At 74.4% G+C, this 14,460-nt stretch carries 10 protein-coding genes; 4 read left to right on the forward strand and 6 right to left on the reverse strand.

The features are described 5' to 3' along the window. Positions 1 to 37 precede the first annotated feature (37 nt). On the forward strand, positions 38 to 3,076 hold the full coding sequence (gene addB / locus ACP6CK_RS24855) for a double-strand break repair protein AddB (RefSeq protein ID WP_426956014.1): 3,039 nt from the start codon (positions 38 to 40) through the stop codon (positions 3,074 to 3,076). Further along, complete coding sequence (gene addA / locus ACP6CK_RS24860; RefSeq protein ID WP_426956015.1) at positions 3,073 to 6,513, forward strand: double-strand break repair helicase AddA; 3,441 nt, start codon at positions 3,073 to 3,075, stop codon at positions 6,511 to 6,513. The genes addB and addA overlap by 4 nt, the downstream gene beginning before the upstream one ends. Here addA and ACP6CK_RS24865 read toward each other — a convergent pair. After that, complete coding sequence (locus tag ACP6CK_RS24865; protein ID WP_426956016.1) at positions 6,510 to 6,662, reverse strand: hypothetical protein; 153 nt, start codon at positions 6,660 to 6,662, stop codon at positions 6,510 to 6,512. The two genes, addA and ACP6CK_RS24865, sit on opposite strands and share 4 nt — an antisense overlap. Positions 6,663 to 6,787: 125 nt before the next feature. Here ACP6CK_RS24865 and ACP6CK_RS24870 point away from each other — a divergent pair, with 125 nt between their 5' ends. After that, the gene (locus tag ACP6CK_RS24870; RefSeq protein WP_426956017.1) at positions 6,788 to 7,765 is read left to right on the forward strand and encodes a Bug family tripartite tricarboxylate transporter substrate binding protein; all 978 of its coding nucleotides are present in this window, start codon (positions 6,788 to 6,790) and stop codon (positions 7,763 to 7,765) included. Positions 7,766 to 7,896: 131 nt separating this feature from the next. Beyond that, a complete protein-coding gene (locus ACP6CK_RS24875; protein ID WP_426956018.1) occupies positions 7,897 to 9,846 on the forward strand; it encodes an alpha/beta hydrolase domain-containing protein in 1,950 nt (649 codons plus the stop codon). 84 nt (positions 9,847 to 9,930) lie between these two features. Here the strand turns inward: ACP6CK_RS24875 and ACP6CK_RS24880 are convergent, their stop codons facing one another. From ACP6CK_RS24880 to ACP6CK_RS24900, 5 genes are all read right to left on the reverse strand, one after another. After that, positions 9,931 to 10,350, reverse strand: a complete 420-nt coding sequence (locus tag ACP6CK_RS24880) for a PAS domain-containing protein (protein WP_426956019.1) — start codon at positions 10,348 to 10,350, stop codon at positions 9,931 to 9,933. A 98-nt stretch (positions 10,351 to 10,448) separates the two neighbouring features. Next, the gene (locus tag ACP6CK_RS24885; protein ID WP_426956020.1) at positions 10,449 to 11,144 is read right to left on the reverse strand and encodes a class I SAM-dependent methyltransferase; all 696 of its coding nucleotides are present in this window, start codon (positions 11,142 to 11,144) and stop codon (positions 10,449 to 10,451) included. 134 nt (positions 11,145 to 11,278) lie between these two features. Beyond that, positions 11,279 to 12,466: a ribonuclease D gene (gene rnd / locus ACP6CK_RS24890; RefSeq protein ID WP_426956021.1), complete on the reverse strand. Its 1,188-nt coding sequence runs from the start codon at positions 12,464 to 12,466 to the stop codon at positions 11,279 to 11,281. Positions 12,467 to 12,519: 53 nt separating this feature from the next. After that, positions 12,520 to 13,605 carry an alpha/beta hydrolase gene (locus ACP6CK_RS24895; protein WP_426956022.1) on the reverse strand — a complete coding sequence of 362 codons (1,086 nt, stop codon included), beginning with the start codon at positions 13,603 to 13,605 and terminating at the stop codon, positions 12,520 to 12,522. 51 nt (positions 13,606 to 13,656) lie between these two features. Next, positions 13,657 to 14,388: a superoxide dismutase gene (locus tag ACP6CK_RS24900; protein WP_426956023.1), complete on the reverse strand. Its 732-nt coding sequence runs from the start codon at positions 14,386 to 14,388 to the stop codon at positions 13,657 to 13,659. Between the last annotated feature and the right edge of the window lie 72 nt (positions 14,389 to 14,460).

Below are 14,460 nucleotides of genomic sequence, written 5' to 3' on the forward strand. Positions count from 1 at the left end.
GCCCGTTCCTCGACGCCTGACGGGGGAAGAGGGCGCGTTGAACCTGTTCGAGATCCCGGCCCATCGTCCGTTCCTGGACGACCTGGCCCATGGTGTGCTCGCGATGGTGGGGGGAGCCGCGGGGGGCGGGGACCCTGCCGCGCTGGCCCGCACCACCATCCTGCTGCCCACCCGCCGCGCCGCCCGCGCGCTGCGGGAGGCGTTCCTGAAGGCGTCCGGCGCGCAGGCCCTGCTGCTGCCGCGGCTGCGCGCGCTCGCGGGCCTGTCCACCGAGGATGCGGAGGAGCTGTCCCTCCCGGTGCTGCTGGACCAGCCGCCGGCGGTGGACCCGGCCCGTCGGCTGGCGGTGCTGACGGACATGGTGATGCGCCTGCCACCCACCTTCGGCGGTCCCGGCAGCCCCGACCAGGCGTGGCGCCTGGCGCAGGAGCTGGCGACGCTGATGGACGAGATGGCGCTGGAGGGGTGCTCCCCCGACAAGCTGCCGGACCTCGTCGCTGGCGACCTCGCGCAGCACTGGGAGATCACCCACAGGTTCCTGACCGCCGCCATCCAGCAATGGAACGGCTGGCTGGAGGAGCAGGGGCTGATGGACATCGGCCCCCGCCGCGTCGCCGCCCTGCGCGCCCAGGCGGAGGCGTGGAAGGCGCGCCCGCCCGCCGATCCCGTCATCGCGGCCGGCATCGGCATGGGCGGCACGATCCCCGCCGCCGTGGACCTGCTGCGGATCATCGCCCGCCTGCCGAACGGCGCCGTGGTGCTGCACGGTGCCGGGGAGGAGATGGACGCGGCGCTGTGGGAGCATCTGCGCGACGCGCACAGCCACCCGCTGAACGGCGTGGCGCGGCTGCTGCGCGGGCTGGACGCCACGGCGGGCGACCTGCGGCCCTGGCCGGGACTGGCCCCCGATGCGCCGGCGCCCAACGCGGCCCGCGCCGCGCTGCTCGCCCGCGCCCTGCGGCCGGAGCAGGGCATCGCCTGCTGGCAGGATCTGGACAGCGAGCGCTGGCGCCCCGCCCTGGACGGCCTGGACCTGTTGACCGCCCCGGACGAGGCCGGCGAGGCCACCGCCATCGCCCTTCTTCTGCGGGAGGCGCTGGAGACGCCCGGCGCCCGCGCGGCCCTCGTCACGCCGGACCGCGACCTCGCGCGCCGCGTCTCGGTGGAGCTGGCGCGGCACGGGGTGCTGGCGGATGACTCCGCGGGACAGCCGCTCGGCCACACGCCCGCCGGCGCCTTCCTCCGGCTCATCGCGCGCATGGTGGATGAGGGCTTCGCGCCCGTCCCGCTGCTCGCCTGCCTGAAGCACCCGCTCTGCGCGGCCGGCTGGTCCCGGATGGACTGGATGAACGCCGTCCGGGCCCTGGAGCGGCGCGTGCTGCGCGGCCCGCGCCCCGGCCCCGGCCTGGACGGGCTGCGCGCCGCGATGGAGGCGGCGCTTGCCGAACCGGAGCGCGACGAGAGCGAGCGCGGGCGCGAACGCCGCCTGGAGGACCGCGACCGGCTGCGGCGCCTGCTGGACCGGCTGGAGGCCGCACTCGGCCGCTTCCGCGAACTGGACGCCCGCGTGCGCCCCCCGGCCGACCTGCTGGCAGACCATCTCTCCGCGGCGGAGGCGCTCGCCTCCGACGACGACCGTCCGGGTGGCATGCGCCTCTACGCCGGGGAGGAGGGCGAGCCGTTGGCCGTCCACCTCGCATCCCTCGAGCCGGCGATGCGCGCCCTGCCGCCGCTGGAGGCGCGCGCCTGGCCGCCGCTCTTCGACGCGCTGCTGGAGGGGCCGCTGGCGCCGGGCGTGCGCAACATGCGCGGGCGCAAGGGCGCGTCGCACCCGCGCGTGCAGATCCTCGGCCTGCTGGAGGCGCGGCTGCAATCCTTCGACCGCGTCGTGCTCGGCGCGCTGGAGGAAAGTGTGTGGCCGATCGCGACCGATCCCGGCGCCTGGATGAGCCGGCCGATGCGCATCGCCTTTGGCCTGCCGGCGCCGGAGGCGCGCATCGGCCGTGTCTGTGCGGATTTCGTGCTCTCGGCCCTCGCGGCGCCGCGCGCCACGCTGTCCCGCGCCCGCAAGCGGGCGGGATCGCCCACCGTGGCGGCGCGGTGGATCACGCGCATCGAGACCTTCCTGAAGGGCCAGGCGCTCGGTCCGATGGAGGCGTCCCCGGCCAGCGGCTGGGCGGGGCTGCTGGACGTGCCGGACCAAGCCCGGCCCTGCACACGCCCGTCGCCGGCCCCGCCTGCGCATCTGCGCCCGCGCCGTCTCTCCATCACCGATGTCTGGCTGCTGAAGGCCGATCCCTACGCCTGGTACGCGCGCCGGGTCCTCGGCCTTCGCCCGCTGGACGACCTGGACGCGCAGGCCGATGCGGCGGAGTACGGCAACATCGTCCACGCGATGGTCGCGGAGTGGCTGCGCCTCTGCGACGGCGATCCCTGGTGCGAGCGCGCCGTCGCGCATTTCGGCGATGCCCTGGAGACCTCGCTGGCCGCCCACGCCCCGCGTCCCGGCCTGATGGCCTATTGGCGCCCGCGCCTGTCCCGCATCGCGGAGTTCGTGCTGGCGACCGAGCGCGCCCGGAGCCATGTCGCGCGGCGTCACACGGAGGTGGTGGGCGAGCTGCTGCTGGAGGGCGGCGTGACGCTCTACGGCCGCGCGGACCGGGTGGACCTGCTGGCGGATGGCAGCCTCGCCATCCTCGACTTCAAGACCGGCGAGCCGCCGACGGGCGCGAAGATGACCGATGGCCGCGAGCCGCAGCTGCCGCTGGAGGCGGCGATGGCCGCCCGTGGGGCCTTCGCCGGCATTCCCGCCGCCGCCGTGTCGGAGCTGGCGCACTGGAAGGTCTCGGGCGGGTGGGAGGCGGGCGAGGTCCACCTCTTCAAGCCGCGCGGCACGACGCTCGAGGAGGTGACGGAGAACACGCTGATCGGCGTGGAGGCGCTGGTCCGAGACTTCCTCCTCTCCGACCGGCCCTTCATCGCTCGCCCGCATCCCGACCGCTCTCCCAAGGGTGGCGAATTCGACCACCTCTCCCGCATCCGGGAATGGGGTGGTGCGACCGGGGGTGACGCGTGAACGAAGCCCTCGCCGCCCGGACGCGTGCGACGATCGCGCAGCAGTCCGCTTCGGATCCGCGGATCTCCGCCTGGGTGGGGGCCTCCGCCGGGTCGGGCAAGACGAAGGTCCTGACCGACCGCGTGCTGCGCCTGCTGCTGCGGGAGGACGCGGCGCCCGGCCGCATCCTCTGCCTCACTTTCACCAAGGCGGCGGCGGCGGAGATGGCCACGCGCCTCGCGAAGCGCCTGGGCGAATGGTGCGTCATGGCCGAAGGGCCGCTGCGCGCCGAGATCGAGAAGGTGACCGGCGGCTTCGTGACGCGCGACGAGGTCGAGGCGGCACGCCGCCTCTTCTGCCGCGTGCTGGAGCAGCCGGGCGGGATGCGGATCGTGACGATCCACGCCTTCTGCCAGTCGCTCCTCCGCTCCTTCCCGCTGGAAGCGCAGCTGCCGCCCCAATTCGCGCTGCTGGAGGAGGCAGACAGCAACGCCCTGCTGGCGGAGGCGCGGGAGGCCGCGCTGGCCGGCGGGATGGTGCCGCCGGAAGCGCTGTCCGGCCTCGCGCGCCTCGTCTCCGCCGACGCGATGGGGAATGCGGTGCGGGAGCTCGTGCGCCATCGCGACCGGCTGGCGCCGCTGATGGCGGGCGGCTGCGGCGCGGTGCTGCGGGACTGCCTCGGCCTGCCGGATGGCGAGTGCGAGGAGGATCTCGCGCGGCTGGTGACGGCGCCGCCGGCCGGCCTGGTCGAATCCCTCCGCACCCTGGCGCAGCACAAGAACAAGGGACCGCGCGAGGCCGCGACGGCGCTTCTCGACATTCTCTCCCTCGCCGAGGCCGAGCGCTCCGGCCGGTGGTCGGATTGGTGCGCCACCCTCTTCACCCAGGCGGGCGACCGTCGCGCCGCGCTGGCGAAGTTCGACGAGCTCACCGCCGAGATGGGACGCCTGGAGGAGATCCTGGCGCGCTGGAGCGCGCACCGCCTGCTCGGCGCGACGGACGCGCTGCTCTCCGCCGCGCGGCCGGTGCTGGACGACTACCGCGCCCGCAAGGCGCGGCGCGGCGCGCTGGACTTCGACGACCTGATCCACCGCGCCCAGGCCCTGCTGCGCGATCCCGGCTCGGCCTGGGTGCTGTTCAAGCTGGATGGCGGGCTGGACCACATCCTCCTCGATGAGGCGCAGGACACGAACCCCGCGCAATGGGGCATCGCGCAGGCCCTGGCGGAGGAGTTCTTCGCGGGCCGCGGCACGCATGAGCCGGGCGAGCGCACGCTCTTCGTCGTGGGCGACGAGAAGCAGAGCATCTTCGGCTTCCAGGGCGCCGACGCGCGCGGCTTCGCGGAGTGGGAGCGCCGCTTCGACGCGCAGGTGACCCGCGGCGGCGGTGCCTTCGAGCGGGTGCCGCTGAACGTCTCCTTCCGCTCCTGCGCGCCCGTCCTGTCCCTGGTGGATCGCGTCTTCGCGGACGGCCCCGCCCGCCGCGGCGTGGTGCGGGACGGGGAGGCGCTGATGCACTCCACCGACCGCGCCGGCGAGGCCGGGATGGTGGAGATCTGGCCCTTGCTGGAGCGGGCCGAGAGAAGCGAGGCCGAGCCCTGGGTCGTGCCGGCGGATCCCGTGCAGGCCCATGACGCGGAGGCGCAGCTCGCGGAGGCCATCGCCGCCCGCATCCGCCACATGGTGCAGCACGAGACCCTGCCGGCCCGCGGCGACCGGCGGATCAACCCCGGCGACGTGATGGTGCTGGTGCGGCGCCGCACCCGCTTCGTGGACCTGCTGGTGCGCGGCCTGAAGCAGCGCGGCGTGCGCGTGGGCGGCGTGGACCGGATCGCGCTGGTCGAGCAGATCGGGGTGATGGACCTGCTGGCGCTGTGCGACGCCATCCTCCTGCCGGAGGACGACCTGTCGCTCGCGGCCGCGCTGAAGTCGCCGCTGGTCGGGCTGGACGATCACGCGCTCTTCGCGCTCTGCCACGGCCGCCGCGGCCCCCTCTGGTACGAGGTGACGAAGCGCCTGGGCGAGGACAGCGAGATCGGGCGCGCCGCCGACTGGATCGCCCGGCTGGCCTCCCGCGCCGACCTCGTCACGCCGCACGCCCTGCTCTCCGAGATCCTCGGCGAGCATGGCGGCCGCGCCCGCCTGCTCGCGCGGCTCGGCGCGGAGGCGGCGGAGGCGCTGGACGAGCTGCTGTCCGCCGCGCTGCGCTACGAGGCGCGGCACCCGCCCTCCCTCCAGGGCTTCGTCCACTGGCTGCGCCAGGGCGGCGCGACGGTGAAGCGGGAGATGGAGGGCGCGATGGACGCCGTCCGCATCATGACCGCGCACGGATCGAAGGGGCTGGAGGCGCCGGTCGTGATCATCCCCGATATCGGCCGCGGCGGCGCGCGCGACGTGCTGCTGTGGGAGCGGGGTGGCGGCGCGGAGGGCGCGAACCGGCCGGACATCCCGCTCTGGGCGCCGCGGAAGGAGTTCCAGGCCGAGGCCTGGCGCCGCGCGCGCAGCACGGCGGAGGAGGCCGCGAACGAGGAGGAGAACCGCCTGCTCTACGTGGCGCTGACGCGGGCGGAGGACCGGCTGATCGTCTGCGGCCTGGCCCCGGCGCGGGAGCCAGCGCACCCGCCGTGGCACCGGCTGGTGAAGGAGGGCTTCTTCCGCGGTCTGGAGGCGGGCGAGGACGGCTTCGCCCGCGTGCGCTTCGACCCCACGGCCTTCGGCCTGACCGATGTGGCCGGCTTCGGCGAGGAGGGTTGGAGGATCACCTGCCCGCAGATCGCCCCGCCGCGGGAGGAGCGCCCGACGCTCCGCGCCGAGGCCGAGACGCTGCCCGCCTGGGCCACCCGCCCCGCGCCCGAGGAGGCGAGCGCCGACCCCTTCGCCCCCTCGCGCGCGGAGGGCGAGGCGGAGGTGCCGGCCGCGGCCCCGCACGGCGCCGCCGACCCCGCCGGGCGCCGCTTCCGCCGGGGGTTGCTGATCCACGGCCTGCTGCAGCACCTGCCGGAGCATGACGAGGCGGAGTGGGAGTCCATGGCCCGCCGCCACCTCGCCCGGCCCGGCCACGGGCTGGACCCCTCCGAGCAGGCGGCCACGCTGGCGGAGACCCTGGCCGTGCTGCGCCACCCCGCGCTGCGCGAGGCCTTCGGCCCGGGCAGCCTCGCGGAGGCGCCGCTCGCGGGCGTGGTGGACGGGCTTCCCATCGCCGGGCAGGTGGACCGGCTGTGGATCGGTCCCGACCGCGTGCTGGTGGTGGACTACAAGACCAACCGCCCGCCGCCGGAGACTGTGGCGGCGGTGCCGCCCGCCTATCTCCGCCAGATGGCCGCCTATCGCGCCGTGCTGGGCGCGGCCTGGCCCGGGCGGCGGGTGGAGTGCGCGCTCGTCTGGACCTGGTCGGGCCATGTGATGGCGCTGCCCGACGCGGCGCTGGACCCGCACGCGCCAGGGCGGGGCGGGCGCTAGTCCTCCCGCAGCGTGGAGACGGGGTCGCTGGCCGGGAAGGTCTCCTCCAGCGCCTCGTCCAGCTCCTCGTCCTGCGCCTTCTTCCGGTCCTCCGCGGAGGTGGGCTTCGGCATCTCGGGCGCCGGGCTGGGGCGGGGCGTGTCGGACATGGTGGGCCTCCTTCTCCGACGCGAAGGATAGGCGCGGCCGCCACGAATGGCTTGCCGGATTCCGCCCTCCCGTGACATTCAGCCCACGAAGGCCCGCGTTCAGCGGGCCCCGAGGAACGTCCGGCATGATCACCCGTCGCACCCTCGGCACGGCCGCGCTCGGCCTGCCGCTGCTGCACCGCCCCACCGCCGCGCAGAACGCCGCCGGCAGCTATCCCGAGCGGACCGTGACCCTCGTCGTGCCCTGGGCCGCCGGCGGCTCCACCGACGCGGTGGCGCGCATCCTCGCCGCGAAGCTGTCGCAGGACACGGGCAAGGGTTTCGTGGTGGACAACCGCACCGGCGCGAACGGCACGATCGGCTTCTCCTCCGTCGCGCGTGCGCGGCCGGACGGCTACACGGTGCTCGTCGGCACCGTCTCCACCTATGCGATGGCGCCGCACCTCTACCAGCTGCCCTACAACAACGAGACCGCCTTCACCGGCGTCGGGCTGGTCGCGTCGCAGCCGATGATCCTCTGCGTGCCGAAGGCGTCGCCGCACCAGACGCTCGCGCAGTTCGTCGCGGCGGCGAAGGCGCCGAACGCCCGGATGGTCTACGCGAATTCCGGGGCCGGCTCCTCCACCCACCTCGCGACCGAGCTCTTCCTGCAGGCGGCCGGCATCCAGATGACGGATGTCGGCTACCGCGGCGGTGCGCCGGCGGTGCAGGGCACGCTGGCGAACGAGGCGCAGATGATCGTCCAGGCCGCGTCCGGCGTGCTGCCGCTGATCCAGTCCGGCGACCTGCGCGCCCTGGCGATCAGCAGCGCGGAGCGGTCCCCCGTCGCGCCCGACGTCCCCACATTTAAGGAGCAGGGTTTCGACGTGGTGGTGGCGGAGCACATCGCCGTGCTGGTGCCCGCCGGCACGCCCGCCCCGATCGTGGCGCGCCTGAACGAGCTGTTCCGCGCCGCGGCCACGGCGCCGGAGACGCGGCAGCGCCTGGCCGCGCTGGCCACCGTGCCGGAGGAGCAGCGGCCGGAGGAATGGGCCGCCTACAACGCCGCCGAGAACGCGAAGTGGCGCGAGGTGATCCGGAGCCGCAACATCCGCGTGGAGTAGCCGCGCCATCCCGGACTGCGCGACATCGGCGGGCCTCGCGGCCCGTCCCCGGATCTGATGCCACGGTGTCGCGCGAGGCCCGCCCCGGCCGCGCGGAACCCCTTCACGGACGGGGCGGAAGGGTTCGGGTCATGCGCCACCTCGCGATTCCGCTTCTCACGCTGCTCGCCGCGCCCGCCCTGGCGGAGGTGACGCGCTTCGAGGTGACGGAGAGCGTCCCCGCCTTCGAGGGCCGCTCCTTCGAGGGCACCGGGCCCTATGTCCGCATCACCGGCCGCGCCACGGTCGCGGTGGATCCCGCCGATCCGCGCAACGCGATCATCGCCGACCTGGACCGCGCGCCGCGCAACCCGCAGGGGCGGGTGGAGGCGGTGGCGGACGTGGTCATCCTGCGCCCCGCCGATCCGGCGCGCGGCAACGGCACGCTGCTGGTGGACGTGCCGAACCGCGGGCGGAAGCTCGCGCCGCAGCTCTTCGACGACAGCGCGCAGCCCGGCGCCAACAACGCGCAGGCCGCGGCGGATGCGGGCATCGGGTTCCTGCACCGGCGCGGATACTCCATGGCCTGGATCGGCTGGCAGGCCGACATCCCCTCGGAGCCGGGGCAGCTCGCCCTGCGCGCGCCGGTGCTGGCCGGCGTCACCGGCCCGATGCGGGACGAGTTCCTCTTCGACCACACGCGCAGCCCGGCCACCGCCACGCTGACCTGGCCGATGGCCGATCCGGCGAACCTGTCCGTCACCGTGCGCGCGCACTGGTCGAACCCGCGGCAGACTCCGGCGGGCCTGTCCATCCGCGCCACCGGATCGCAGACGGTGGAGATCACCCGCCCCGCGGAGGGCTTCGACGCCGGTGCGCTCTACGAGGTGACCTACACCGCCCGCGACCCGGCCGTGCTCGGGCTGGGCTTCGCGGCCACGCGGGACGTCACCGCCTTCTTGCGGCGTGAGGGCCGGGCGGAGAACCCGCTGGCCGCCAATGGCCGCTCCTCGATCCACCACGCCATCGGCTTCGGCGTCTCCCAGTCCGGGCGCTTCCTGCGGGACTTCCTCTGGCTCGGCTTCAACGAGGACCTGCGCGGGCGTGTGGTGTTCGACGGGCTGATGCCGCACATCGCCGGCGGGCGGCGCATGGCGACCAACGTCCGCTTCGGCAATCCCGGCCGCAACGCCCGCCACCCGCAGGACCCGGCCTGGCAGGCCGATACCTTTCCCTTCACCTACGCGGTGATGGACGACCCGCTCTCGGGCCGGCGGGATGGGTTGATGCTGCGCTGCCGCCTGACCGGCACCTGCCCGCGGGTGATGCAGACGGATTCCGAGCACGAGTGGTGGGCGTCCCGCGCCTCGCTCCTCGTGACCGACACGGTGGGGAACCACCACGACCTGCCGCCCGACGTGCGCGCCTACATGATCGCCGGCACGCCGCACTACGCGAACCCCGGCGAGACGGCCCGCCGCGCACCGACCATGGCGCTGGCCGTGAACCCGATGCATGCCGGCCCGCCCATGCGTGCCCTGCTGGCGGCGATGCAGGCCTGGATCGCGGAGGGGGTGGAGCCGCCCGCCAGCCGCGTGCCGATGCGCGCCCACGGGACGCTGATGGAGGCCGCGGGGGCGGTCCCCGCCGGCATCCCCGGCCTGCCCTATGCCGGCATCTTCACCGGTGCCAGCTTCTCGGACCAGACCGTGATGCCGCCGCGGGAGATCGGCACCTATCCCGTCTTCGTCCCGCGCGCGGACGCGGACGGCATGGCGATCGCCGGGATCCGGATGCTGCCCCTGGCCGTGCCGCGGGCCAGCTACACCGGCTGGAACCCGCGCGCGCCGGGCTACGGCGCCGGCACGCTCTTCCCGCTGCAGGGCGCCGTGGTCCCCTTCGCGGCCACGCGGGCGGAGCGGCAGGCCTCCGGCGATCCCCGCCCCTCGATCGAGGAGCGCTACCCCGGCGCGAACGCCTATGCCGAGGCGGTGCGGGCCGCCGCTGCGCGGATGGTGGCGGAGCGCCTTCTGCTGCCGGAGGACGCGGCCCGCGCCGCGGAGCGGGCGGCGCTCGGGACGCTGGCGCAGCTCAGCCCCTGACGGACCCGCCGGCCGGCGCCGGCCGGCCCGTCGGGCACGATCCGCACCGTTCGCGCCAGCTCCGCACGGCCATGGGCTTGTGGATCAGATCGAACTCCGAGACCCCATCCAGCCCGCGGGAGGGGGAATTCGGCGGCGTAAGTGGACGATCCCTCCCGCGGGGTTGAACACCCGGGCGATGAAGCGGGCGTTCCAGAAGGTGGAGCCGTTCTTGCGGTGGTTGAGGATCTCGGTCGCGCACTCCCGCCGCCCCTTGATCGCCTCCCGGACCGCGGCCGCCGTCGCGGGGTCGGGGTCGGTGCCCTGCAGGACCCGGCAGTCGCGGCCGATCACCTCCTCCGGCGCGTAGCCTGTCATGCGCAGGAAGGCCTGGTTGACGAAGATGATGGGGTTGTCGCGCTGGTGCGGATCGGTGACGACCATCGGCATCCGGGTCATCTCGACGGCGGCGAAGAAGGTGCCGGAATGCGGGTTGCGGAGCGCGCCGGCGCCCGTGTCGCACACCGCCGGCAGGCTACCGGGCGAGGTCCCCGGCTCAGGGTCCGGACGCCCGCGTCGTCCGTGCCGGGCGCCCGGCCTGGGACCGGGGTGCCCGCCGGCGCTCAGGCCGCCAGGGCCTGGACCGCCTGACCGTTGCGAACCTGGACGAGGGTGAAGAGCCCGCCCGGTGGACAGGGCTCCATCGCCACCACCTCCGCATCCGCGCCCAGCAGGTCTGACAAGGCAAAGTCGGGGTGCCAGCCCAGCACCCGGGCCAGCGGCGCCATGCTGCGCTCCGCCCACCAGCGCAGCCCGTCCTGCGCGGCGAAATGGTTTACGAAAAGCAGTTGCCCGCCCGGCCTTACCACGCGGGACATCTCGGCGAAGAGGCGCCGCGCATCCGGCACCACGCTCGCCGTGAACATCGCCACCGCGATGTCGAAGGAGGCGTCGTGGAAGGCCATGCGCTCGGCATCCATCTCCACCAGGCCCTCAACATGGGTCAGGCTCTCGGCGGCGACGCGCTCCCGCGCCTTTTCCAGCATCTCCCGCGACAGGTCCACGCCGACCACCCGCTTGTCCCGGCGGTAGCGGGGCAGGGCGAGGCCGGTGCCGACCCCGACCTCCAGCACGCGGGTGCCGGGCAGCCGGTTGACGGCGGCGACGGCACGCTTGCGGCCGAAGGAGGAGACGCCGCCGAAAACCGTGTCGTAGACGCCGGCCCAGCGGCGATAGGCCTCCCGCACCGCCCCGGCGTCCAGCACCGCGCGCTTGTGGTCGCGCAACGGCTCGGCGCTCAGGTCTGGGGTCCTCGCCATAGGGTTCCTGGGGGTCCGTCTCGTAAGGGGACGCGGCAGGGGCCGCGAGGTAGCAGCCGCTATCGCAGCGGGCCGGGGGACGCAAGCACCGACGGCGTCAACCCGGCGGGAGGGGCATGGTTTCCCCCGCCCGGTCAGCCCGGGCGGATGAGGCGGACCCGGCGCCCCTCCACGCCGAGGGCGAGGTCGCCGCCCCGCAGCGCCAGCGCGTCCTCCCCGAAGACGCGGCGGCGCCATCCGGTCAGGGCGGGCAGGTCGGCCGGGGCCTCGGCCGCCAGCCGGTCCAGCTCCTCGGAGGAGGCGAGGAGCTTCGGAGCCACCTGGTGCTCCTCCGCCTTGGCGGCCAGCAGGACCTTCAGCAGCGCGACCAGGGCCGGGGAGGGGGAGGGACCGACCCGTTCCCGCGGCAGCTCCGGCAAGGCGTCCTCGGGCAGGGCGCGCGCCTCCTCGATGGCGGCGAGGAGGGAGGTGCCGGACTTGCCACGGGCGAAGCCCTCCGTCACGCCGCGCACCCGGGCGAGGGCGGCGGCATCCGCCGGGGCGGTCGCCGCGACCTCCAGAAGCGATTCATCGCGCACCAGCCGCTGGCGGGGGATGTTCACCCGCTGTGCCTCCCGCTCCCGCCAGGCCGCGACGGCCCGCAGGGCGCCCAGGAAGCGGCGGTTCCCGGTGCGCGGCCGCAGCCGCTCCCAGGCGCGATCGGGGTCGGTGGCGTAGGTGGCGGGGTCGGCCAGCTCCGCCATCTCCTCCGCCACCCAGTCGAGGCGGCCCTCCCGCGCCAGGCGGTCGCGAAGCGCGACGTAGATCCGGCGGAGATGCGTCACGTCCGCCGCGGCATAGGCGATCTGCGCCGGGGAGAGCGGCCGGGCCGACCAGTCGGAGAAGCGGTGGGCCTTGTCGATGGACGCGTTGGCCAGCGCGCGGGCGAGGCTGTCGTAGCTCGCCTGGTCGCCGAAGCCCGCGACCATGGCCGCGATCTGCGTATCGAAGAGCGGCTGCGGGGTCGTGCCGAAGCGGAGGTAGAAGATCTCCACGTCCTGCTTGCAGGCGTGGAAGACCTTCGTGACGTGCTCGTCGGCGAGCAGGGCGCCCAGCGGCGAGAGGTCGAGCCCCGGGGCCAGGGCGTCCACCACGGCCGTGTCGCGCTCGCCGCCGAGCTGCACGACGCAGAGCTCGGGCCAGTAGGTCCGCTCCCGCATGAACTCCGTGTCCACCGTCACGAAGGGCTCCTGGCGGAGCCGCTCGCAGAGCGGCACAAGCTCTTCGGTGGTGGTGATCAGGACGGGGTCGGGATCGGTGTGCGGCGGCGGGCGACGGGACATTGGGGCGGCGATTTAGGGGAAAATCGCCTGCGTCACAAATCCGCCGCCGCTGCTTACCCGCCCTGCGGACCGGGCAGCGCGCCGGGCTGGGACGGGGCGCCGCCCACGTACCAGTAGAAGGGGGCCGCCCGCTCGCTGATGGCGACGGTCGGGTCCCGGACGCCGGGCCGCCACACGGCCTCCAGCGGCAGGCGGTCGGCCATGAGCAGGGCCGCCATCGCGTCCCGCACCCGTGCCTCGCTGCGGTAGTACTGGTGGCCGACGAGGTTCCAGGCGCTGTCCCACTGCGGCGCCACCAGGCCGGCGAGGTCCACGAGGTAGCTCATATCCAGCACCCGGACGTTGTCCGGCAGGCTGCCATCGAGCGGCGGACCCTGGGCGCCGAGCCGGGGCCCGTTCATCGGTGCGCTGAGCCGGTTCAGCACGGGGTCCTCCGGCAGCACGAGGGCGGTCACGCGGTCGGCCATGTCGGCCAGGGGGCGAAGGGCGCCGGGATCGTTCAGCGCGTCATGGGCCACGTCCGCCGCCGCCAGCACGACGTTGCGGAACAGGCGCGGCAGCCCGTTCTTGAAGCGGCGGAGCGAGGCCTGCACCGCGTGCTGCAGGGCCCAGGCCCCGGAGCTGTGGACGAGGAGGAAGGGATGTAGCGGCGCGAGGCCGCGGGCGTGCAACTCCTCGAAGAGGCGGGCGACGGCCTCTCCGGAGACCAGCGCGCTCTGCCGGTCCGTCACGTAGTCCTTCGCGCCGAGCGCGCCGCTGGAGGGCCAGGTGATCAGGAGCGGCACCGCCGGCACGGCGGGGTTGGCCTCCCGGAACATCTCCGCGAGCTCCGCGGTGCGGATGACGGCCTCGTCGAAGCTGTACTGGAAGCCGTGGATGTTCAGGAAGGGCACGCCGCCCGCGGCGCGGACGGCCCGGATGTAGCCGTCCAGCACCTGCCCGCAGCTTCCCGAGGCGGCTGCGAAATCGTCCAGCCCGTCGCAGGAGCGGGATTCCAGGACCCGCGTCATTCCATCGCCGGCCGCCTGCGAGACGCGCACCTCGCCGAGGCGGAGGGTGTGGACGACCTTGTCCGGCGAACCACCAAAGAGGGTTCCGTCGAAGGTCCGGTTCGTCGCGAAGAAGACCTGCGTGGCCATGCCCGTCCTCCCTAAGGTCGGGCCCGCGCGCGAGGGCGCGGGCCCGTCCGGTCACACTCCCAGCGTCCCCGCCTTCGCCGCGGCGTAGCGCTGCGCGACCTTTTCCCAGTTCACCACGTTCCACCAGGCCGCGAGGTAGTCCGGCCGGCGGTTCTGATACTTCAGGTAGTAGGCGTGCTCCCACACGTCGTTGCCGATCAGCACGCGCTCGCCCTCGAAGAGCGGGGTGTCCTGGTTCGGGCGGGTGGTGATCGCGAGCTTGCCGTCGCGCGCGACGGTGACGAAGACCCAGCCCGAGCCGAAGCGCCCGGCGCCCGCAGCGTTGAAGTCGGTCTTCATCTTGTCGAAGCCGCCGAGGTCCCGGGTGATCGCCTCCGCCACCTCTCCGGTCGGGGCGCCGCCGCGGCCGCCCATGATCTCCCAGAACATGGTGTGGTTCGCGTGGCCGCCGGCGTTGTTGCGCAGGCCCTGGCGGATGTTCTCCGGCATCTCCCCGATCTTCGAGAGCAGTTCCGGGAGCTGCATGCCCGCCGCGCGGGTGTCGCGGACGAGGTTGTTCAGGTTCGTCACATAGGCCTGATGGTGGCGGCCGTGATGAATCTCCATCGTCATGGCGTCGATGTGCGGCTCGTTCGCGTTGGCCGCGTAGGGCAGGGCGGGCAGGGTGAACGGGCCGGCGGCGGGTGCCGCGGCCTGGGCCAGCGCGCGGCGCGGCGTGGCGAAGGCGAGGGAGGCCAGCGCGGCGGCGCCCCCCAGCAGGACGCGGCGGTTCAAGATGGTCATGACGTGGCCCTCCCGGCCGTTGATCGCAGGATCTGCGGCCGGGGATCCGACCGTGAGTTGAGATGGGAACGA

The organism is Muricoccus radiodurans (genome assembly GCF_050154705.1).
GTDB lineage: Bacteria > Pseudomonadota > Alphaproteobacteria > Acetobacterales > Acetobacteraceae > Roseomonas > Roseomonas radiodurans.

Excerpts from the sequence above, each read along its gene's own strand:
- ACP6CK_RS24895 (WP_426956022.1), bottom strand. The coding sequence starts at position 13,605 with ATGGCCACGCAGGTCTTCTTCGCGACGAACCGGACCTTCGACGGAACC.
- rnd (WP_426956021.1), bottom strand. The coding sequence starts at position 12,466 with ATGTCCCGTCGCCCGCCGCCGCACACCGATCCCGACCCCGTCCTGATC.
- ACP6CK_RS24885 (WP_426956020.1), bottom strand. The coding sequence starts at position 11,144 with ATGGCGAGGACCCCAGACCTGAGCGCCGAGCCGTTGCGCGACCACAAG.
- ACP6CK_RS24870 (WP_426956017.1), top strand. The coding sequence starts at position 6,788 with ATGATCACCCGTCGCACCCTCGGCACGGCCGCGCTCGGCCTGCCGCTG.
- ACP6CK_RS24865 (WP_426956016.1), bottom strand. The coding sequence starts at position 6,662 with ATGTCCGACACGCCCCGCCCCAGCCCGGCGCCCGAGATGCCGAAGCCC.
- ACP6CK_RS24875 (WP_426956018.1), top strand. The coding sequence starts at position 7,897 with ATGCGCCACCTCGCGATTCCGCTTCTCACGCTGCTCGCCGCGCCCGCC.
- ACP6CK_RS24900 (WP_426956023.1), bottom strand. The coding sequence starts at position 14,388 with ATGACCATCTTGAACCGCCGCGTCCTGCTGGGGGGCGCCGCCGCGCTG.